This window comes from Streptomyces sp. NPDC029152, from assembly GCF_055564355.1.
In genome coordinates this window covers 56,722-75,463 of the sequence record NZ_JBVHWR010000011.1, presented here as the reverse complement: position 1 = coordinate 75,463, position 18,742 = coordinate 56,722, and the positions used below count along the sequence as shown (strand labels likewise).

General features: G+C 73.3%; 22 protein-coding genes. 7 read left to right on the top strand and 15 right to left on the bottom strand.

Features of this window, described 5'->3' with window-relative positions:
- Positions 1-66: 66 nt before the first annotated feature.
- Both ACZ4V6_RS23210 and ACZ4V6_RS23205 read right to left on the bottom strand, forming a co-directional pair.
- Positions 67-579 (bottom strand): GNAT family N-acetyltransferase, encoded by a 513-nt coding sequence (locus tag ACZ4V6_RS23210; protein WP_467830485.1) that lies wholly within the window; start codon positions 577-579, stop codon positions 67-69.
- 307 nt (positions 580-886) lie between these two features.
- On the bottom strand, positions 887-1,099 hold the full coding sequence (locus ACZ4V6_RS23205) for a hypothetical protein (protein ID WP_467830482.1): 213 nt from the start codon (positions 1,097-1,099) through the stop codon (positions 887-889).
- A 199-nt stretch (positions 1,100-1,298) separates the two neighbouring features.
- On the opposite strand from ACZ4V6_RS23205, the gene ACZ4V6_RS23200 reads away from it, so the two are divergent.
- Positions 1,299-1,646: a DUF1330 domain-containing protein gene (locus tag ACZ4V6_RS23200; protein WP_467830480.1), complete on the top strand. Its 348-nt coding sequence runs from the start codon at positions 1,299-1,301 to the stop codon at positions 1,644-1,646.
- 104 nt (positions 1,647-1,750) lie between these two features.
- On the opposite strand, the gene ACZ4V6_RS23195 is transcribed toward ACZ4V6_RS23200, so the two are convergent.
- A complete protein-coding gene (locus tag ACZ4V6_RS23195; RefSeq protein WP_467830477.1) occupies positions 1,751-2,512 on the bottom strand; it encodes a phosphoglyceromutase in 762 nt (253 codons plus the stop codon).
- A gap of 152 nt (positions 2,513-2,664) precedes the next feature.
- On the opposite strand from ACZ4V6_RS23195, the gene ACZ4V6_RS23190 reads away from it, so the two are divergent.
- Positions 2,665-3,939, top strand: coding sequence for an MDR family MFS transporter (locus ACZ4V6_RS23190; protein WP_467830924.1), 1,275 nt, complete (start codon positions 2,665-2,667; stop codon positions 3,937-3,939).
- A gap of 26 nt (positions 3,940-3,965) precedes the next feature.
- On the opposite strand, the gene ACZ4V6_RS23185 is transcribed toward ACZ4V6_RS23190, so the two are convergent.
- Entirely contained in the window at positions 3,966-4,406 is a 441-nt protein-coding gene (locus ACZ4V6_RS23185) for a DUF2000 family protein (protein ID WP_467830474.1), read from the bottom strand.
- A gap of 49 nt (positions 4,407-4,455) precedes the next feature.
- Here ACZ4V6_RS23185 and ACZ4V6_RS23180 point away from each other — a divergent pair, with 49 nt between their 5' ends.
- The gene (locus ACZ4V6_RS23180) at positions 4,456-5,259 is read left to right on the top strand and encodes an AraC family transcriptional regulator (RefSeq protein WP_467830471.1); all 804 of its coding nucleotides are present in this window, start codon (positions 4,456-4,458) and stop codon (positions 5,257-5,259) included.
- A gap of 7 nt (positions 5,260-5,266) precedes the next feature.
- Here the strand turns inward: ACZ4V6_RS23180 and ACZ4V6_RS23175 are convergent, their stop codons facing one another.
- The 4 genes from ACZ4V6_RS23175 to ACZ4V6_RS23160 form a co-directional block, all read right to left on the bottom strand.
- The gene (locus tag ACZ4V6_RS23175; RefSeq protein ID WP_467830469.1) at positions 5,267-5,773 is read right to left on the bottom strand and encodes a type III secretion system chaperone family protein; all 507 of its coding nucleotides are present in this window, start codon (positions 5,771-5,773) and stop codon (positions 5,267-5,269) included.
- Complete coding sequence (gene mshA / locus ACZ4V6_RS23170) at positions 5,766-7,103, bottom strand: D-inositol-3-phosphate glycosyltransferase (RefSeq protein ID WP_467830467.1); 1,338 nt, start codon at positions 7,101-7,103, stop codon at positions 5,766-5,768. The genes ACZ4V6_RS23175 and mshA overlap by 8 nt, the downstream gene beginning before the upstream one ends.
- Positions 7,104-7,232: 129 nt before the next feature.
- A complete protein-coding gene (locus ACZ4V6_RS23165) occupies positions 7,233-7,784 on the bottom strand; it encodes a TetR/AcrR family transcriptional regulator (protein ID WP_467830465.1) in 552 nt (183 codons plus the stop codon).
- Complete coding sequence (locus ACZ4V6_RS23160) at positions 7,777-8,082, bottom strand: DUF4260 family protein (protein WP_467830463.1); 306 nt, start codon at positions 8,080-8,082, stop codon at positions 7,777-7,779. The genes ACZ4V6_RS23165 and ACZ4V6_RS23160 overlap by 8 nt, the downstream gene beginning before the upstream one ends.
- A gap of 235 nt (positions 8,083-8,317) precedes the next feature.
- On the opposite strand from ACZ4V6_RS23160, the gene ACZ4V6_RS23155 reads away from it, so the two are divergent.
- The 3 genes from ACZ4V6_RS23155 (at position 8,318) to ACZ4V6_RS23145 (ending at position 12,183) form a co-directional block, all read left to right on the top strand.
- Positions 8,318-9,130, top strand: a complete 813-nt coding sequence (locus tag ACZ4V6_RS23155; protein ID WP_467830461.1) for a class I SAM-dependent methyltransferase — start codon at positions 8,318-8,320, stop codon at positions 9,128-9,130.
- Positions 9,131-9,425: 295 nt separating this feature from the next.
- Positions 9,426-10,529 carry a C40 family peptidase gene (locus tag ACZ4V6_RS23150; protein WP_467830458.1) on the top strand — a complete coding sequence of 368 codons (1,104 nt, stop codon included), beginning with the start codon at positions 9,426-9,428 and terminating at the stop codon, positions 10,527-10,529.
- 271 nt (positions 10,530-10,800) lie between these two features.
- Positions 10,801-12,183 carry a PP2C family protein-serine/threonine phosphatase gene (locus ACZ4V6_RS23145; RefSeq protein WP_467830456.1) on the top strand — a complete coding sequence of 461 codons (1,383 nt, stop codon included), beginning with the start codon at positions 10,801-10,803 and terminating at the stop codon, positions 12,181-12,183.
- Between the two features lie 24 nt (positions 12,184-12,207).
- Here ACZ4V6_RS23145 and ACZ4V6_RS23140 read toward each other — a convergent pair whose 3' ends face one another.
- From ACZ4V6_RS23140 to ACZ4V6_RS23110, 7 genes are all read right to left on the bottom strand, one after another.
- Entirely contained in the window at positions 12,208-12,543 is a 336-nt protein-coding gene (locus tag ACZ4V6_RS23140) for a DUF2516 family protein (protein WP_467830453.1), read from the bottom strand.
- Between the two features lie 108 nt (positions 12,544-12,651).
- Positions 12,652-13,269: a hypothetical protein gene (locus ACZ4V6_RS23135; RefSeq protein ID WP_467830450.1), complete on the bottom strand. Its 618-nt coding sequence runs from the start codon at positions 13,267-13,269 to the stop codon at positions 12,652-12,654.
- A gap of 80 nt (positions 13,270-13,349) precedes the next feature.
- On the bottom strand, positions 13,350-13,841 hold the full coding sequence (locus tag ACZ4V6_RS23130) for a helix-turn-helix domain-containing protein (protein WP_467830448.1): 492 nt from the start codon (positions 13,839-13,841) through the stop codon (positions 13,350-13,352).
- 84 nt (positions 13,842-13,925) lie between these two features.
- A complete protein-coding gene (locus ACZ4V6_RS23125; RefSeq protein ID WP_467830446.1) occupies positions 13,926-15,221 on the bottom strand; it encodes a phosphatase PAP2 family protein in 1,296 nt (431 codons plus the stop codon).
- 337 nt (positions 15,222-15,558) lie between these two features.
- Complete coding sequence (locus ACZ4V6_RS23120; protein WP_467830444.1) at positions 15,559-16,689, bottom strand: phosphotransferase; 1,131 nt, start codon at positions 16,687-16,689, stop codon at positions 15,559-15,561.
- A 69-nt stretch (positions 16,690-16,758) separates the two neighbouring features.
- Positions 16,759-17,508 carry an HAD family hydrolase gene (locus tag ACZ4V6_RS23115; RefSeq protein WP_467830442.1) on the bottom strand — a complete coding sequence of 250 codons (750 nt, stop codon included), beginning with the start codon at positions 17,506-17,508 and terminating at the stop codon, positions 16,759-16,761.
- Positions 17,508-18,383, bottom strand: a complete 876-nt coding sequence (locus ACZ4V6_RS23110; protein WP_467830921.1) for a GntR family transcriptional regulator — start codon at positions 18,381-18,383, stop codon at positions 17,508-17,510. Before ACZ4V6_RS23110 ends, ACZ4V6_RS23115 begins: the two co-directional genes overlap by 1 nt.
- 159 nt (positions 18,384-18,542) lie before the next feature.
- Between ACZ4V6_RS23110 and ACZ4V6_RS23105 the strand changes: the two genes are divergently transcribed.
- Positions 18,543-18,731 carry a hypothetical protein gene (locus tag ACZ4V6_RS23105; RefSeq protein WP_467830440.1) on the top strand — a complete coding sequence of 63 codons (189 nt, stop codon included), beginning with the start codon at positions 18,543-18,545 and terminating at the stop codon, positions 18,729-18,731.
- Positions 18,732-18,742: the final 11 nt, after the last annotated feature.

Genomic DNA, 18,742 nt, shown 5'->3' with positions numbered 1-18,742 from the left:
CCGGCCGCCGTACGGTCTTCCGCCGCGCGCGCCGGCAGGCGGTGACCGGGTCCCGCGCCTCGCGGGTCAGATGCCGAACGCGGCGGCGTAGCGGACGGTCCCGCCGGGGAGCGGGTGGCGGGCGTCGAGGCTGAGTGCCATCAGGGCCTCGTCCGGGACGTCGATGGTCACGCCGATGCCGTGCTCCGAGGCCCGGGAGAACCCGAACCGGGGGTAGTACGAAGGGTGCCCGAGGACGACCACGTGGCGTTCGCCCTGCGCCCTCGCCGCGGCCAGGGCCGCGCGGACGGCCGCGGTGCCCGCACCGGTCCGCTGCCACTCCGGGTGGACGGCGCACGGCCCCAGGCACAGGGCCGGCGTGGTGTCGATGTGGCAGCGGGTCAGGAGGGCGAAGCCCACCGGGCGGCCGGTCTCGTCCGCCGCGACGAGGGAGAGGCCCTCGATCCAGGCGTCCGGGTCGGCGCGCAGGGCGTCGACGAGGTCGGCCTCCATGGCGGTGGGGAAGGCGGCGAGGTTGATGTCGCGGACGGCGGGGATGTCGGAGCCGGTTTCGGCGCGTGTGATCCAGGTGTTGCCCATGACGACGGGAGATCCGTTCCGGGAGAGGTTCGTGTGGTCGCCCCGCGAGCTCACGCTCTCGGCGGGGGGCTGAGGGTCAGGCCACGGCCCGGGACACGAGGGGGAGCCGGGCGCTGCGCACGGTGGTACCGAGCGCGGTCGTCGATCCCACCTCCCCGGCCTTCGGTCCCTGCTCGCACACGAGACGGGACAACCCTACGACGCCTCCCGCGCCCGACGCCGTCGCCGGCACCGGACCTCCGGCCACGGCCTGCCCACGAGGTACGTCCGGACTCGGAGCCGCTTCCCGCCGTGCCCGCTTTCGGCCCTACTGGCTGAGGCGCCCGTGCCGCACGTACCGAAGGACCACGAAGGTGATCACAGCGAGCTGTGCGAGGAACCAGACGCCGGCCTCCACCGCTCCCATGCCGCTGCCGACCGCCACCAGCACCAGCACCAGCACCAGCACCAGCACCAGCACCAGCACCAGCACCAGCACCAGCACCAGGGCGAAGACGGCGACGGCCGGCAGAGGGTTCACGATCAAACTGCGCGACGTCCCGCCCCCGGACTCATGGCCCTGTGCCTCGGAGAGCATGATCCCAAGGAGTGACCGCCATGTACAGAACATTGCGGACCACAGGTGCGCCGCGGGGGCGCTTACCCGTCAGGTCATCGACTCCACCGCCCCGGCATGCCATTCTCCCGGCGTACGGAGCCCGACCGACCGGAAGGACGCCATGCCCGCCTACGCGATAGCCCACCTGCAAGAGGCCGTCCCGCACCCGGAGATCGCCGAGTACATCGAGCGCATCCCCGCCACCTTCGAGCCCTACGGCGGACGCTTCCTCGTGCACGCCACGCCGCACGAGGTGAAGGAGGGCAGCTGGCCCGGACACGTCGTGCTGATCGGCTTCCCCGGGATCGCCGAGGCGCGGGCCTGGTGGGACTCGCCCGCCTACCAGGAGATCGCGCCGCTGCGCTCGCGGCACATCGAGGGCGACATCATCCTGGTCGAGGGCGTCCCGGAGGGCTACGACGCGACCGCCACCGCGAAGGCGATGCGTGAGGCCCTGCCCGCCGAGTAGCCCCCGGGCCCGGCCGGGCCCGGACCCCGCGGAGACGGCCCGAGCACGGCGACAAGCCCCCTCCCGGCGGCAGGACCGCAGGCAGGGGGCTTGATCAGTACCGCCTACTTCTTCTTGCCCTGGTTCTTCACGGCCTCGATCGCCGCCGCGGCCGCCTCCGGGTCGAGGTACGTGCCGCCCGGCTTCAGGGGCTTGAAGTCGGCGTCCAGCTCGTAGGCGAGCGGGATGCCCGTCGGGATGTTCAGGCCCGCGATGTCGGCGTCGGAGATGCCGTCGAGGTGCTTGACCAGGGCGCGCAGCGAGTTGCCGTGCGCCGCGACCAGGACCGTGCGGCCGGTCAGGAGGTCGGGGACGATGCTGTCGAACCAGTACGGCAGCATGCGGACGACGACGTCCTTCAGGCACTCCGTCTGCGGGCGCAGCTCCGGCGGGAGCACGGCGTAGCGCGGGTCGGAGAACTGGGAGTACTCGGCGTCGCGGTCCAGCGGCGGCGGCGGGGTGTCGTAGGAGCGGCGCCACAGCATGAACTGCTCCTCGCCGAACTCGGCGAGGGTCTGGGCCTTGTCCTTGCCCTGGAGGGCGCCGTAGTGGCGCTCGTTCAGGCGCCAGTGGCGGTGGACGGGGATCCAGTGGCGGTCCGCGGCCTCCAGCGCGAGCTGGGCCGTGCGGATCGCGCGCTTCTGGACGGACGTGTGGACCACGTCGGGCAGCAGGCCGGCGTCCTTGAGCAGCTCGCCGCCGCGCGTCGCCTCCTTCTCGCCCTTCGGGGTGAGGTTGACGTCCACCCAGCCGGTGAACAGGTTCTTCTCGTTCCACTCGCTCTCGCCGTGGCGGAGGAGGATCAGCTTGTACGGTGCGTCGGCCATAGCTCCGAGCGTAATCGACCCCCTCGGCCGACCGCGCGCCGCGCCCGGTGGGCGGACGGTTGACGGGAAGTGTTAATCGACTGGTCTGCGGCGATCACCGTCTCGTAAGTTGTGCTCACCACATGAGCCGCTTACATCTTTCGGGGGTCCACATGTCCGTCGCCGGGCTGAGACATGCCGTACGCCAGTCCGTCTCCGGGCTGCCGCGCGAGTTCTGGTGGCTGTGGACCAGCACCCTGGTCAACCGGCTCGGCGCCTTCGTCGCCACCTTCATGGCGCTGTACCTGACCCTCGACCGCGGCTACTCCGCCTCGTACGCCGGTCTCGTCGCCGCCCTGCACGGGCTCGGCGGGGTCGTGTCCTCGCTGGGCGCCGGGGTGATGACGGACCGGCTCGGGCGGCGGCCCACGCTGCTCGTGGCGCAGACCTCCACCGCGCTGTCCGTCGCGCTGCTCGGCTTCGTGCGCGACCCGGTCGCCATCGCGGCCGTCGCCTTCCTGGTCGGCATGGCGAGCAACGCCTCGCGGCCGGCCGTGCAGGCGATGATGGCGGACATCGTGCGGCCCGAGGACCGTATCCGCGCCTTCTCGCTGAACTACTGGGCCATCAACCTCGGCTTCGCGGTCTCCTCGATGGGCGCCGGGTTCGTCGCCGAGGTCAGCTACCTCGCCGGCTTCCTGATCGAGGCGGGCATGACCCTGGTCTGCGCGGTCCTCGTCTTCGTGAAGCTGCCCGAGTCGCGGCCCGACAGGCCCCTGCCGGGCACCGCCTCGGCGGACGAGCCGCCCGTCTCCCTGATGACCGTCCTGCGCGACGGGCGCTACATGAGCGTCGTCGGGCTCTCCTTCCTCGTCGCCCTGATCTTCCAGCAGGGCTACCTGGGCCTGCCGGTCGCCATGGGCGAGGCCGGGTTCACGCCGGCCGACTTCGGCGCGGCCATCGCCGTCAACGGCGTGCTGATCGTCGTCCTCCAGCTCCCGGTCACCCGGTTCATCGAACACCGGGACCCCCGGCGGCTGCTCGTCGCCTCGTCGCTGCTCGCCGGGTACGGCTTCGGGCTCACCGCCTTCGCCGGGTCGGTGGGCGTGTTCGCCCTGACCGTGTGCGTGTGGACGCTGGCCGAGATCGTCAACGCGCCGACGCAGACGGGGCTGGTCGTACGCCTCTCCCCCGTGCACGGGCGCGGGCGCTACCAGGGGATGTACACGATGTCCTGGGCCGTCGCCTCGCTCGTCGCACCGCTGATGTCGGGCTTCGTCATCGACCACTGGGGCGCCGGGTGGCTGTGGGGCATGTGCGCGGTCGTCGGCACGGTGGCCGCCGTCGGGTACGGGGCGCTGATGCGCCGGCTGCCGGACGGGGAACCGGCGCCCGCCGAGGCGACCGTCGCCGGGACCCCCGCGAAGTCCGAGGTCGGCGCCGCCTGACGCCCCGCCCCGCCCCGCCCTCCTCGTCACGGGTGCATCCGGGCCCCCTTCAGCACCTTGTCCACCGCGTTCCTCGGGCCGTACACGGCCAGTCCGACCAGGTCCAGGTCCGCGGTGGGCACGGCGCGGACCGCGGCCCGGTTGTCCCGGTCGTTCCCGGTGCCGAAGAGGTCCGAGGTGAACACCGCGCGGGGCAGGGCGCGGGACAGGGCCCGCGTGCGGGCGTCGGCCAGCGTCTCCTTCGTGCCCTCGAAGACCAGCACCGGCTGCCGGAACATCGGCAGGTAGGGGGTCGCGTCGGCGTCCTCGTAGGGCTCGCCGATCACCTCGGGGACCTGGCTGCCCAGGCCGCTGACCAGGAAGGCGGTGACGTTGAGGCGCTGCCAGGTCTCCAGGTCCTCGCGCAGCAGGACGGCGATCTTGGTGTCGAAGCGGACGGGGGGCCGGGCGTCGTCGTGCGTGCTCATGCCGTGAGACTGCCGGTCGGCGCACGGCGCGGTCTTGTACGTTCTTTGCATGGCCGACCAGCGGGACGTCTCCGCCTGGCGTCCCCGAATCCCGGGGGTCGTCGAGGTCTTCCACGCGCACTACACCGCGTACAGCTACCCGATGCACGTCCACGACGCCTGGACGCTGCTCATCGTGGACGACGGGGCCGTGCGCTACGACCTGGACCGGCACGAGCACGGCACTCCGCACGACACGGTGTCGCTGCTGCCGCCGCACGTGCCGCACAACGGCTCCCCCGCCACCTCGGACGGCTTCCGCAAGCGCGTCCTGTACCTGGACGCCTCCCGGCTCGGCGAGGAGCTGATCGGGCGCGCGGTCGACGCGCCCGACCTGCGTGACCCGGTGCTGCGGCGGCGGGTCGGGCAGGTGCACGCGGCGCTGGCCCGGCCCGGTGACGAGCTGGAGGCCGAGAGCAGGCTGACGCTGATCGGGGAACGGCTGCACGCCCACCTGCGGCCCAGGGGCGCGCCCCGTTCCCCGCGCCCCGACCCCGTCCTCGCCCGCCGGCTGCGCGAGTTGCTGGACGAGCGGGTCGTCGAGGGCGTCGGCCTGGAGGAGGCCGGCGGCCTCGTTTCCGCCCATCCCGCCCATCTGGTACGGGCGTTCAGCACGGCGTACGGGATCGCCCCGCACCAGTACCTGATGTCGCGCCGCGTGGACCTGGCCCGGCGGCTGCTGCTCGCGGGGCGCACCCCGGCCGACGTGGCGGGTGCGACCGGTTTCTACGACCAGGCCCACCTGACCCGGCACTTCAAGAGGCTGGTGGGCGTGACGCCGGGGCGCTACCGCACCGGCGCGCGGCGGAGCTGACCGGGCGTCAGTCGCCGGAGCCGCGCTCGATCAGGTGCTGGAACGCCTCCAGGTTCCGCGTCGACTCCCCGCGCGACGTACGCCACTCGTACTCCTTGCGGATGGCGGAGGCGAAGCCCAGTTCCAGCAGGGTGTTGAAGGCGCCGTCGGCGGCCTCCAGGACCTGTCCGAGGAGGCGGTCGATCTCGTCGGCGGTGACGGCGGCCAGCGGGAGCTTGGCGGCGACGTAGATGTCACCGAGGCGGTCGACGGCGTAACTCACCCCGTACAGCTTGAGGTTGCGCTCCAGCAGCCAGCGGTGGACGGCGGCTTCGTTCTCGTCGGGGTGGCGGATGACGAAGGCGTTGAGGGACAGGGAGTGCCGGCCCACGAGGAGGGAGACGGTGGTCGACAGTTTGCGGGTGCCGGGGAGCTTCACGACGTAGGTGCCGGGTTCGGGGCCCTCCCACTCCAGCCCGGCGTCCTCGAGAGCGCCCTCGACGACCTGTGCTGCCTTCTGTGCTGCCTCAGCCATGGTGGGAGCGTACGCGACGGCGGTGGGACTGGGTCGCGGCCGCGTAGACGTCGGCCGTCGCGGCGGCGGCGCTGTCCCAGCCGAAGGACTGGGCGTGCCGGGCGGCCGCGTCGCCCATGCGGCTCGTCAGCCCGGGGTCGTCGGCGAAGTCGCGCAGGACGCGCGCGTAGGCCGCGGGATCGTGCCCTTGGACGAGGCGTCCGGTGTGCCCGTCGCGCACGGCGACCGGGAGACCGCCGACCGAGGCGGCGAGGACGGGCGTGCCGGTGGCCTGGGCCTCTATGGCGACCAGTCCGAAGGACTCGCTGTAGGACGGCATGACCAGCACGGACGCGGCCCGGAACCAGTCGGCGAGCTGCTCCTGCCCGACCGGCGGGCGGAACCGTACGACGTCGGCGATGCCGAGCCGCGCGGCGAGCTTCTGCAGGCCCTCCGGCTTGGTGAGGCCGCTGCCGCTGGGGCCGCCGACGACGGGGACGACGACGCGGGAGCGCAGCTCGGGACGCTCGTCGAGGAGGACGGCGACGGCGCGCAGCAGGATGTCGGGGGCCTTCAGGGGCTGTATGCGGCCGGCGAAGAGCGGGATCAGGGCGTCCTGCGGCAGTCCGAGGCGGGCGCGGGCGGCGGCGCGGCCGTCGGCGGGACGGAACCGGTCGAGGTTGACGCCGGGGTGGACGACGGCGACCTTGGCGCGGTCGGCGGCGTAGTGCCGGACGAGTTCGTCGGCCTCCTCGGCCGTGTTGGCGATCAGCCGGTCGGAGGCGGCGACGATCTGGGTCTCGCCGATGACGCGGGCGGCCGGTTCGGGGGTGTCGCCGTCGGCCAGGTTGGCGTTCTTGACCTTGGCCATGGTGTGCATGGCGTGCACCAGGGGGGCGCCCCAGCGCTGGGCGGCGAGCCAGCCGACGTGGCCGGAGAGCCAGTAGTGGGAGTGCACGAGGTCGTAGTAGCCGGGGCGGTGTCCGGCCCAGGCCTGCATGACGCCGTGGGTGAAGGCGCACAGCTGGGCCGGCAGCTCTTCCTTGGCGAGTCCCTCGTACGGGCCCGCGTCGACGTGCCGGACGAGGACGCCGGGGGCCAGTTCGACGGCGGGCGGGAGGGCGGCGGTCGTCGCGCGCGTGAAGATCTCGACCTCGATGTTGATCGCGGCCAGGCGCTGCGCGAGCTCCACGATGTAGACGTTCATGCCGCCGGCGTCGCCGGTGCCGGGCTGGTGGAGCGGTGAGGTGTGCACGGAGAGCATGGCGACGCGGCGGGGCCTGCGGTGCAGCCGCAGCCGCGGGGAGGCCACCGGCGAGCGACGCCCGAGCCTGCTGACGTACTGGCTCACGAGCCGTTCCTCCTCGCTGCGGGCATGCCGGTCGGAGGACACGCGTCGCCCTCCAAGGGGAGGGAACACCGGACGCGGGTGCGCCATTTCCGGTTCCGCGCCCTTTACCGAATCATTACCGCATATCGCTCAACCGTTCGACGGCCCGGTCTGCGGCCCGGCGCCCACGAGGGCTTCCACGCCCTTCCTCCAGGCCTCCGTCAGGTCCGCCTCCGGAGGGAACCGGCCGTGGATCTCGAGGACGGCCATCCCGTGCGCGAAGGCCCACAGCGAGCGCGCCAGGTCCCCGTCCCCGCCACAGGCCCGCAACACCGGGGCGGCGGCCCGGTCCTCCAGGCCGGCCGGGAGCGAGGCGCGGGGCAGGGGGCTCTCATTGGCCAGGCAGTACAGGTGGGGATGGGCGAGCGCGTAGGCCCGGTAGGCCCGCGCCAGCGCCACCGGCGAGCCGGGCTCCCGCGCCACGGCGGCCTCCAGCGCCTCGGCGGCCTCGGTGAGGAACTGGGCGACCAGCTCGACCTCGACGGCCTTCTTGTCCGGGAAGTGCTTGTAGAGGGAGGGGGCCTTGATGCCGAGGCGGTCGGCGAGCGCGCGCAGGGTGAGCGCGGCGGGCCCGGACTCCTCCAGGAGGGCGCGTGCCGCCGAGGCGATCTCACGGGCCCGGGGGGACAGGCGGTCAGCCACGCTGAGAGCCCTCCTTCGTACGCGGTCCATAGCCGAAGGCGCGATCGTACGAGATGTGGGCGAGCCACCCGCACAGCGCCGCGGGGACCGGCGCCCAGGTCTGCGGCCCCACGGCAGGGAGCACGAGGAGCGCGAGCGGGACCGGGGCACGGTGGACGGCGTTGCGGTACGGCGCCGCGCGGGCCGGCAGCCGCCCCTCCTCCGTGCGGGGCGCGCCGGACAGGCCCATGAGGAGGGCCGGGTCGGGCGCCACGAAGAGGACGAGCGCCGGGAGCCCCGCCGCCCAGCCGTGGTCCACCGCCTCCAGGACGGCGGAGGCGGACCGGAACAGCGCGCCCGGCGGCCGGGCCGCGCGCCGGACGGGGCGGGCGGACGGAGAGGCCGTGGGGTGGCGGTGACGGTGGCCGTGCTCATGGATACGGCCTCCCTCCTGCCGGGTGGGGCGACACCATCGGCTAACATTGTTAGCCTCACCGTAGGGCTAACGGTGCTAGCCGTCAAGCGCGGGCAGCCGGCCGCATACCCTCGTAGGCATGACACCCCGCGCCACCACCCGCCCTGTGGGCACGGTCACGCGCGGGACGACGAATCCGAACCGGCTGCGCCGCATGGACCGCTGGATCGCGGCCGCCCACGGCGCCGAACTGCGCCGCGCCGCCGACCCCGTCGCCGTCGACCTCGGCTACGGCGCGGCCCCCTGGACCGCCGTCGAGCTGCTGCACCGCCTGCGCACGGTCGCGCCGCACGCGCGCGTGGTGGGCGTCGAGATCGACCCGGCGCGGGTGGCGGCGGCCGAGCCGTACGCGCGCGAGGGGCTCGTCTTCCGGCACGGCGGCTTCGAGGTCCCGGTGCCCCGGCCGCCGTCGCTGATCCGCGCGGCGAACGTGCTGCGCCAGTACGACGAGGGCGAGGTCGCCGCCGTCTGGCAGCGGCTGTGCGCGCGGCTCGCACCGGCGTCGGAGCACTCCCGGGGCGGGCTCCTGGTCGAGGGCACCTGTGACGAGATCGGACGGCGGCACGTGTGGGTCGCGCTCGGACCGGAGGGGCCGCGCACGGTCACCCTCGCGACCCGGCTGGGCTCCCTCGGCCGCCCCTCCGACCTGGCCGAACGGCTGCCCAAGGCGCTCATCCACCGCAACGTCCCCGGCGAGCCGATGCACGCCTTCCTGCGCGACTTCGACCGCGCCTGGGCCGCCGCCGCGCCCTACGCCTCCTACGGCGCCCGCCAGCGCTGGATGCGGGCGGTGCGGGACCTGAGCGCCGACTGGCCGGTGACGGACGGCCCGGCGCGGTGGCGGCAGGGCGAAGTGACGGTGCGCTGGCAGGCGCTGGCCCCGCGCGGCTGAGCAGCGAGCCGCACCGCACCGCACCGCACCGCACCGCACCGCACCGCACCGCACCGCGGGAACGATCTCCGTGCGACGTTCGTCACACACCGCGGGAAGTGCCGCGCCGGGAGGCGGCGGAGGGAAGAGGGGCGTGGAGACGGCGGGGGGAGAGGCGACGGCGGAGCCGCGGCGAACGGGGGGAAGCCTTCCCGCGGCCCCCGGAAGCGCCCCCTCTGTCGCTTTCCGCGCCGGCGTGGCACGATCCGTCGAGCGATCTAAGTTACTGACGGTAAATCAGGTGTGGGGGCGAGGTATGCGTACGGGGAAGCGTGGCTTGACGACTGCCGCCGTGACCGTGGCCTGCGCGGTCACCGTGCTGGCCGCCCCGGGCACGGCGTTCGCGGACCCGGGCCCCGCCCCGTCGCCGACGGCCTCCCGGGCCGCGCCGCCCCCGGCGACCCCCGGCAAGGACCTGGAGGCCGTGCGCCAGAAGCTCGACGAGCTCTACCGCGCGGCGGCCTCGGCCACGGAGGACTACAACGCCGCCGAGGAGAAGGCGCGGCAGCAGTCCGCCGAGATCGTCGCCCTGGCCAAGAAGATCGTCGAGGGCCGGCAGGAGCTGGACCGCCTCAAGGACCGGGCGGGTGCCGCGGCCCGCGCCCAGTACCGCACCGGCGGGCTGTCCGACGAGGCCAGGCTGGTGCTGAGCGAGGACCCCGCGGAGTTCCTCGACGGCACCGGCCGGGTGATGCAGGGCCAGCGCGCCACCAAGGGCCTGCTCGGCGAGCTGGCCCGTACCCAGGAGGACCTGAAGGCCTACCAGGCGGACGCCTCCGCCCAGTGGAAGAAGCTGGAGGCCAACCGCAAGGCCAAGGCCAAGGCCCAGAAGGAGGTCGAGAAGCGGATCGCGGCGGCCGAGAAGCTCGAGTCCGAGCTGGAGCAGGAGGAGAAGGAACGCCTCGCCCGGCTGGAACGGCAGGCCCAGGAGAAGGCCCAGGCCGCGTGGCTCGGCTCCGGCGTCGTCGAGGACCTCGACGCCGGAGCGACCGAGCAGGGCAGGAAGGCCGTGGAGTACGCCACCGCCCAGATCGGCAAGCCGTACCGGTGGGGCGCCGAGGGTCCGGACGCGTACGACTGCTCCGGCCTGACCTCGCAGGCGTGGGGGGCGGCCGGGCGGGCGGTCCCGCGCACCTCGCAGCAGCAGTGGCAGCAGCTGAGGCACGTCGACATCAAGGACGTGCGCCCCGGCGACCTGATCATCTACTTCGACGACGCCAGCCACGTCGGGATGTACGTCGGCGACGGCAAGGTCGTCCACGCCCCGCGTCCCGGGCGCACGGTGACGATCGCGGGGGCGGGCACGATGCCGATCCTCGGCGTGGTGCGGCCGGACACGACGACCGCGCCCGGGGCGTGACGCGGCCCACGCGGTACGCGCCGGGGGGGGTGACGCCGCCCACGTGACCCAGTCCACGCCGCACGCCCCGCCCCGCGTGACGTTCGTCATCCCCGCGCCGGGGCCGGCGTGTCCAACTGCGGTACGGAACGCGGCATATGACAGCGGCCGTCGGCGGTCCGACGTGTCGTGGACCATTCCGCAGCGGCGTCGTCACCCGCTATGGTCCCCGTCGGTGGGTCGAGGTCCCTCGCCCCGCCGTGCCCTCGGGGGGAGGGAAGGAACCCAGACGATGCCCGTACCCGTACCGCGGCAGAGGGCGATCCCGGCCGCGGAGTGCGGTCAGGCGCCCGCCGCGCCCCCGCTGAGCGGCCGTTCCCAGGAACGGGCCCCGCGCGGGACGATTCCGGCCGAGAACCCCACCAGTCAGCGGCAGAACCCGACGGAGAAGCGCGAGAAGGCCACGGACCAGCGAGAGAGCACCACTCCCACGAACCTGACGCTGCTGCTGATCGAGGACGATCCGGGCGGCTCGCCGATCGTGCCGGACCTGCTCGACCAGGCCGGCAAGCCGATCCGCGTCCGCACGGCCCGCAACCTCACCGAGGCCGAGCGGCTGCTGACCGACGACGTCCACTGCATCCTGCTGGACCTCGCCCTGTCGGCGCCGGGACCGGCCCGCAGGGAAGAGGGGGAGCAGGACGACGAGCTGGCGGTGCTCAAGCACGTGCTGGAACTCGCGCCCCGGCACGCCGTGCTCGCGCTCACCTCCTCCAGCGACGCCGAGCGCGGCGCGGAGGCGGTGGCGGTCGGCGCCCAGGACTACCTGTTCCGCGACGAGCTGGACGGACGGCTGCTGAGCCGCGCGATCCGCTACGCCGTCGAGCGCAAGCGCTCCGACTCGGCCGAGCGGCGTCTGGCCGAGGGCAGGCTGCGCGCCCAGGAGAACCGCCGTCTGGAGCGCGGACTGCTGCCGACCCCCCTGCTGGCCGGTTCCCCGCTGCGGTTCGCCGCCCGCTACCGCCCGGGCCGTTCGCGCGCCCTGCTCGGCGGCGACTTCTACGACGTGGTCCGCACCCCGGACGGCACCGTGCACGCCATGATCGGCGACGTCTGCGGGCACGGCCCGGACGAGGCGGCGCTCGGTGTGGAGCTGCGGATCGCCTGGCGTGCGCTGACGCTGGCGGGACTGTGCGGGGACCAGCTGCTCGGCACGCTCCAGCAGGTTCTGGAGCACGAGCGCTCGGACGACGAGATCTTCGCGACCCTGTGCACCGTGGACATCACGCCGGACGGCCGCCGCGCCGGCCTGTGCCTGGCCGGGCACCCGGCGCCGCTGGTCGCCGGCCCCGGTACGCCCGCCCGCCTGCTGCCGTACGACAACAACGGCCCGGCGCTCGGACTGCTGCCGCACGCCCGCTGGCCGCGCATGCAGGTGGAACTGGGCGCCGAGTGGAGTCTGATGCTCTACACCGACGGCCTGATCGAGGGCCACATCGGCGAGGGCCGCGAGCGGCTCGGCCAGGACGGCATGGTGGAGATGGTCCGCCGCCGCTTCGCCGACGGCCTGCGCGGCGAGGAACTGCTGGAGACGGCGGTGAACGAGGTCCGCGAACTCAACGGCGGCGAGCTGGCGGACGACGTGGCGGTCCTGCTGCTGGACCGGGTCCCCTGACCGCCCCGGAGGGCGGCGCGGGGGTCAGCGTCCGCCGTTGTACGGGCCGTACGGGCCGTCGCTGCTGGAGCCGCGGCGGCTGTTGCGGCCACCGCCCGGCAGACCGCGCAGCGCGGGCCGTACGTCGACCATGTACACGATCGTCGCGATGAGACCGATGATCGGCAGGAACGACAGCAGGGGAAAGATCAGGCTCACCACGAAGGCGAGCGCCAGGATGATCAGCCAGAACGGCTTGGTCTTCTTGTCCGCCGCGCGGTAGGCGTCCTCCCTGCGGACGGCGGCATCGATCAGCGCGAAGCCGTTGAAAACGGTCAGAGCGATGCTCAGAAGCCCCATGAAGTTCATGAACCCCTGCATCAGCACAACGTCCACCACCAGACTCGGGTCGTCCCTACGCGGTCACCGTACCCGGAGAACGGGCCGGGCACCCCGAGGGTGCCCGGCCCGCGTGTGCTCCCGCTCTCCTCACTTGGCGGGCGGCGTCGTCTTCCTGACGGTGGCGGGGGTGACGGGGGTGGCGGTGCTCTTCTTCGCCGCCGGGGCCTTGCGTGCGGCCGGGGCCTTCTTCTCCGCGGCCGGCTTGTCGTCCGTGACCGTGACGGGCTCGGGCTTCGGCTCGACGGCCACGGCCACCTCCTCCACGCCCTCGGCGATGTCCTCGATGCCCTCGGCGGCCTGGCCGCGCCAGGTGCGCACGGCCTGCTCGCCGTGCTCGGCGACCTTCTCGTAGGTCTCCCGGGCCTTGACGGCGTACTCGGCGGCGACGCCGACACCGCGCAGCGCGAGGTCCTGGGCGGTCTCGCCGAGCTTCTTGAGGTCGGCGTCGAGGGACCCGAGGAGCTCGTTGACCTTGGACTGCAGGGTGCCCTGCGTCTCCTTGACGCGAGCCGTCGCCTTCTCCTGGACGGCCTTCGGGTCGGTGTTGCGCACGGCCTCGATGCGCGCCGGCGCCTCGGTGCGCAGCTGCTCCACCAGCACCGGCACCTTCTTGGCCTGCTGGAAGGCCAGGTCGGCGGTGCCGGCGGCGAAGTAGAGCGGGGTGGGGTCGCTGAAGGTCTTGCGCAGGTCGTCGGTGATGGCCATGGTGCTGGTCCTCCCGGAATGCGTTCGGCTGAGGGTCGGTTGGTGGTCCCGCGCCCGGCCGGCCGGCTGCTCGCTCCTGCTCATCCGGCCGTCTGCTGCGGGTCGGCGTCGCCGCCACTCGTACGGAGGCGGCGGCCGGATATGGAACCGCCACCACCGGGGCCGCTCCCGGCGGCGTCGTCGACGGCTTCGCCTCGGACGTCGTGCGTCCCGAACCCGTTCTCCTTGCGGAAGGATTCGTAGATCTGGAGCAGCACCTGCTTCTGCCGCTCGTTCAGCGTGGGATCGGCGAGGAGGACCGCGCGCGTCGCGTCCTCCCGCCGGCGCTCCTCCCCGTCCCGCTCCGCGTCGAGGATCCCGGCGCGCACGTACAGCGTCTCGGCGGAGATCCGCAGCGCCTTGGCGACCTGCTGGAGCACCTCCGCGCTCGGCTTGCGCAGCCCGCGCTCGATCTGGCTCAGGTACGGGTTCGACACCCCCGCGGCATCGGCGAGCTGCCGCAGCGACAGCTGCGCGTTGCGCCGCTGCTCGCGCAGGTACTCACCGAGATTGCCGACGTTGAGCGAAGCCATGACTCCACCATGCACCAGCGTGCTAACTATTGCAAGCAGCCGCTTGCAATAGTGCTCCCACCCCGGGGCCGCCGGGCGGCCGGCTCACACCGGTTCGGGCTGGGCCCGCGCCGGCGGCGCCTTCACCGGCGCGGCCCCGGGTTCCCACAGCCTGACCGTCCGCGTGTACCCGTACACGACCGAGGCCATCGCCAGCAGGAGGAGCGGACCGGCCACCCACGGGCGCGCGGCCATCTCCACGGGCAGGAAGCGGTACGAGACCAGGAGCGCGGCGAAGACCGTCGCGCCGTGGGCGACCAGCCGGACGCCCGGCCAGTCAGGACCGCGGTCGAACGCGCGCAGCGCCCCCTCGACCGTGTACGCGAACACCACGCCGGCCACCAGGTCCACGCCGTAGTGGTAGCCGAACCCCAGCGTCGCGGTGAGCGTGGCGACCAGCCAGGCGGTGCCCGCCCACCGCAGGACGCGCGGGGCGGTGCGGGAGTGGATGAAGATCGCGACGGCCCATGCCGTGTGCAGGCTGGGCATGCAGTTGCGCGGGGTGAACTCGTCGTACGGCATGTGCTGCGGGCCGGCGGCCGGCGGCAGCGTGTGCGGCCACAGGTGGGCCACCGCCCACTCCCCGCCGCCGGTGCCCCAGGCGCCGTCGCCGTAGGCGAAGATCGGCCCGACCACCGGGAAGATCATGTAGACGGCCGGCCCGAGCAGGCCGATGACCAGGAAGGTCCGCACCAGGTGGTGGCGCGGGAAGCGGCGTTCGGCCGCCACCTTGCGCAGCTGCCAGGCGGCGACGACGACCGCGGCCACGGGCAGCATGACGTAGACGAAGTCGAGGACGCGGTGGCCGACCGGGCCGGTGGCCTCGACGATCCGGCCGGCCACCCACGACGGGTTGCCCAGCGCGTGGTCGGCGCTCGCCAGGTACCGGTCGAGCACCGTCGGGCGGGTCTTCGACGTGATGAGCAGCCAGGCGTCACCGGTCTTGCGGCCGGCCACCAGCAGCAGCCCGAGCCCGACGCCCTTCAGCAGCAGGACGCGCTCGCGGCCAGTGCGGCGCGTGAGGGCGACGACCGCGCACCCCAGGATCACCCACAACGCGCCGTTGCCGAAGCCCGTTTCGGCCCCGGCCGCCCACCGCACCAGGGCGAGGACGACGTCGACGCCGACCGCGGCGCCGATCGCGACGAACCGCTCCCGCCAGGTGAGCACCACCATCGTCAGCGCCAGGCTGGCGTAGAGCAGCGGTCCGGAGGCGGGGGCGAAGACCACCTCACGCGCCTGGTTGGCGATCGGCCCCGGCGCGCCGTAGTGGCGTGCGGCGATCTCCAGCGCGACGAGGAACCCGAGGACCGTCGCACCCGCCGCGGTCCACAGCACCACCCGTGGCCGGCGCCACGCGACGAACGTTCTTCTGACGCTTATTCGCGACAACAGGCGCGACGCTGCAGGTATCAATTTTTGGCCGATTTGTGAGGAATAGTCGGTTAAGAGCACTCGAACGAGTGATGGGAGATCACCGCAAGTTCGGACATGCTAGCGAATCCGGTACGGGGCGCGTCGAGAGCTCCGGCCCCGTCCTCGCAACGGCAGCCGTGAGCGCACCGCGTCCGGCCGGACGGCACCGTCCGCCCGGCGACGGCCCCGCTCCGGTGCCGAGTCCCCCTGGCGGCACACGCGTCCCCCGCGCCCGCCCGTGACGCCCGGTGCCCGTGCGGCTCTACCCGGGCCGTCGGGACGTGTGCGCGGGGGCGTCGTCCGGCCGGCCGTGCGCGGCGTGCCAGGACCGCAGGGCGTCCAGGACCCGTTCCCGGTCCGGCGCGTCGACCAGCCGGAGCGGCTCGCGGGCCCGCCGCGTCGCACGCCGGACGCGGTCGGCGGCGAGGCCGAAGTGCTCCGGGGCCGCGTCGGCGGGCAGGCCGATCGCCGCGCGCATGACGTCGGGGAAGACGGACTGCGCGTGCTCGAACGCGATGTAGACGGCGAGGTCGTCGTCCAGCCCCGCGGTCAGCCCGGCGAGCCCGGCCCCTTCCATCGCCTCGGCCCACAGCTCCGTCATGCGGACCTGCTCGTGCTTCTCGTACCCCATGCGGACGAGGTGCGTCGCGAGGTCGTGCAGGGGGTCACCGAACATCGCCAGTTCCCAGTCGATCACCGTGATCCGGTTGCCCCGCAGCACCGCGTTGGCGCGGTGGACATCGGTGTGCAGCAGCCGGAACGGCCTGGCCGTCCGGCAGCGGTGGCGCGCCGCGAACCGCGCCATCGCGTCCCGCGGCACACCGGCCGCGTCGAAGAGCGCGCCGAAGCGGTCCCGGTTGGGGCGGTGCACCCGCTCCTCGGTGAAGCGGACGAGCCGGTCCAGGAAGCCCTGGCTGTCACCGTCCTCGGGCCAGTCGCCGGGGCGGGCCGGCAGTTCCGCGACGGGGATCCGCGCGGTCCTGACGAAGAAGGCGGCGAACTCGCGCATGAGCGTCTCGTCACCGGCCCCGGCCCCGGCCCCGCCGGGCCGGGTCTCGTCGAGCGCCCGGCCCGCCCGGTACCGGTGCACGGAACGGTCGCCGAGGTCGACGAGGCACGGCGGTACGTCGCGCAGGTGCCGGCACACGACGCGGAGCACCTCCGACTCCCGCGGCCAGATGCGCGGCACCACCTCGACGGTCGTCAGCGGGACCCGGTACTTGAACCGGGTGAACGGCACGGCGCCCAGCAGCAGCGCCAGCACCGGTCCGGCGCGCAGCACGTAGTTGGTGTTGTGGTGTCCCCGCAGCACCTCTCCCCCGCCACGGAGCCGCTGGGACTCCACGAGACGGCGCACGAGCGCCTGGCGCGCCCGGTGTGGCAGACGGTGCATGGCCGGAGAGTAGCGTCCCGGTCGCGCCACCGGCGGACGCGTCCGAAGGGTGTCCGCCGAACGCCGGAGTCAGCCGCCGGACGCCCCGCCGGCACGGAGCAGCGCCAGCAGCGGTTCGAAGGAGCCGACGACGGTGTCCGCGCCGGCGTCCCTCAGGGCCTTCTCCTTGCGTTCGTCGCGGGCGTAGCCGAGGAAGGGGACCCGGGCCAGCCGGGCGGCCTCGCAGTCCGAGGGGGAGTCACCGATGAACAGGGCGGCGGACGGAGCGGCCCCCATCGCGCCGAGGGCCCGGACGAGGGTGTGCGGATCGGGCTTGAGGAGCCTCAGTTCCCGGGTGCGGCCGTAGACGTGCGGGCTGAAGCAGGGCAGCAGGCCGCGGCCGGCCAGGTAGGCGTGGGCGACCCGCGGGGAGTTGTTGGTGGCGACGGCCGGCCGGACGCCCACGGCCGTCCAGGTCCGGATCAGCGGGTCGGCGTACGCGGTCGGCATGGCGGAGGCGGTGGCCCGCAGCTCCTCCTGGGTGAGGCGTTCCTCCAGTTCCGCCACCAGGTCGCTGCCGGGATGCCGGCGGTCGACCGCGCGCAGGACCGCGTGCGGGTCCGGCGACTCCCGTTCCGCCTGGGTCAGCAGGCCGCGCAGCCCGCGCCCCCCGAGCCAGTCGACGAGGCCGGCCGCCACCCGCTCCGCCGTGTGCCCGGCGAAGAGCCGGCAGATCGGCCCGTCGAAGTCCCAGAGGACGAAGCGGGCACCGCGCACCAGCCGCCCGAGCTTCTCCGCGTCCACCGCCACCGTTCCGGTCCGCGTCGTGTCAGAGGTCACTAGGAGAGTGTCATGTCCGTGGTGATGGTTTCCCAGAGGGCGTCGAACCACTTCTGGGATTCCTTCACGAACATCTCGTCCCGCTGCCCCGAGCGGTTCAGGAAGGAGAACAGCAGCGACTGGGAGCCGAGGGCGTCGTACATCTCCAGCGTGCGGCTCTCGTACTCCTCCTCGCGCCGGGTGAGCATGTAGTAGCCGAGGAGCGCCTCCTCGCCGTTGAGCAGGTACAGCTTCACCGGCGGGGTGAAGGGCAGCGCGCGGAAGGCGATGCGCACGTCGACGCGGTGGGTGGACCGCACGGCGTACAGGTTGTGCTGGAGGACGCGGGCCTGGGCGTTGCGCATCTGCAGCCAGCGCTGGTGGACCGGGTCGTCCTCCTCGTCCTCGACCAGGACGGGGAAGGCCAGCTCGATGTCCCGCGACGGCATCAGGAGGCGGAAGTCGATCGACTCCGGGCGGATACGGCCCTCGTGGATCAGCCGGAGCGGTTCGCCGAGCGCCAGCATCAGCGTCTCCGAGGTGTGGCACACGACGTCCACCCGGACGTGGGGCACCGAGAACGCCTCCGCCAGCCGGGGGCCGAGCGCCACCATCGTCGGCTGCGGTTCGCCCCGGACCGGGGCGGGCTCGGCGATGCGGGGCGGGCTGCCCTTGCTGACGTTGGTGAGCAGGCCGTCCTCCTGGAGGGCCCGCAGCGCCTGGCGGACGGTGCCGCGCTCCACTTGGAACTCGTCGGCCAGCTCGGCCTGGGTGGGCAGGCGGTCGCCCGCCTTGAGGGTGCCCCCGCGGATCCGTTCCCGCAGGATGTCGGCGATCTCCTGGGACGAGAGCCTTCTGCTGCCGTTCACGGACACGTTCTCCTGAGTCACGACCAGACGCTACAACTCCGACCTACCTAACGGGAGTTGTTTGAAACTTGTTTACAACCAGCAGCCAAGTGGGGACAACCTAGGCAGAGTTGGTTACCAACTTCCCTGACTTGCTCAGAGTTGGCGGAAGTTTCACTTCCCGCAGCCTCCGAAGGGGGAAAGACCATGCCCGTCCTCGCCCTCGTCTCCGCGGTCCTCGTCGTCGCCTTCGAGCAGGTCGTCCAGTGGAAGTACGGCGCCACCGGAGTCGTCGGCCTGCTCCTGCTCACCATCGGCGTCAAGGCCAAGAGCCCCTCCGTCAGCTCCGCCGGCGCGGTGGTGCTGGCCCTGCTGGTCGCGGGGCCCGCCCTGTGAGGGGCCGGCCC

Coding starts and splice junctions, on each gene's coding strand:
- ACZ4V6_RS23155 (WP_467830461.1), top strand. CDS start 8,318: ATGACACCCCGCGCCACCACCCGCCCTGTGGGCACGGTCACGCGCGGG.
- ACZ4V6_RS23150 (WP_467830458.1), top strand. CDS start 9,426: ATGCGTACGGGGAAGCGTGGCTTGACGACTGCCGCCGTGACCGTGGCC.
- ACZ4V6_RS23190 (WP_467830924.1), top strand. CDS start 2,665: ATGTCCGTCGCCGGGCTGAGACATGCCGTACGCCAGTCCGTCTCCGGG.
- ACZ4V6_RS23200 (WP_467830480.1), top strand. CDS start 1,299: ATGCCCGCCTACGCGATAGCCCACCTGCAAGAGGCCGTCCCGCACCCG.
- ACZ4V6_RS23195 (WP_467830477.1), bottom strand. CDS start 2,512: ATGGCCGACGCACCGTACAAGCTGATCCTCCTCCGCCACGGCGAGAGC.
- ACZ4V6_RS23210 (WP_467830485.1), bottom strand. CDS start 579: ATGGGCAACACCTGGATCACACGCGCCGAAACCGGCTCCGACATCCCC.
- ACZ4V6_RS23185 (WP_467830474.1), bottom strand. CDS start 4,406: ATGAGCACGCACGACGACGCCCGGCCCCCCGTCCGCTTCGACACCAAG.
- ACZ4V6_RS23130 (WP_467830448.1), bottom strand. CDS start 13,841: ATGGCTTCGCTCAACGTCGGCAATCTCGGTGAGTACCTGCGCGAGCAG.
- ACZ4V6_RS23145 (WP_467830456.1), top strand. CDS start 10,801: ATGCCCGTACCCGTACCGCGGCAGAGGGCGATCCCGGCCGCGGAGTGC.
- ACZ4V6_RS23140 (WP_467830453.1), bottom strand. CDS start 12,543: ATGCAGGGGTTCATGAACTTCATGGGGCTTCTGAGCATCGCTCTGACC.
- ACZ4V6_RS23120 (WP_467830444.1), bottom strand. CDS start 16,689: ATGCACCGTCTGCCACACCGGGCGCGCCAGGCGCTCGTGCGCCGTCTC.
- ACZ4V6_RS23175 (WP_467830469.1), bottom strand. CDS start 5,773: ATGGCTGAGGCAGCACAGAAGGCAGCACAGGTCGTCGAGGGCGCTCTC.
- ACZ4V6_RS23180 (WP_467830471.1), top strand. CDS start 4,456: ATGGCCGACCAGCGGGACGTCTCCGCCTGGCGTCCCCGAATCCCGGGG.
- ACZ4V6_RS23135 (WP_467830450.1), bottom strand. CDS start 13,269: ATGGCCATCACCGACGACCTGCGCAAGACCTTCAGCGACCCCACCCCG.
- ACZ4V6_RS23105 (WP_467830440.1), top strand. CDS start 18,543: ATGCCCGTCCTCGCCCTCGTCTCCGCGGTCCTCGTCGTCGCCTTCGAG.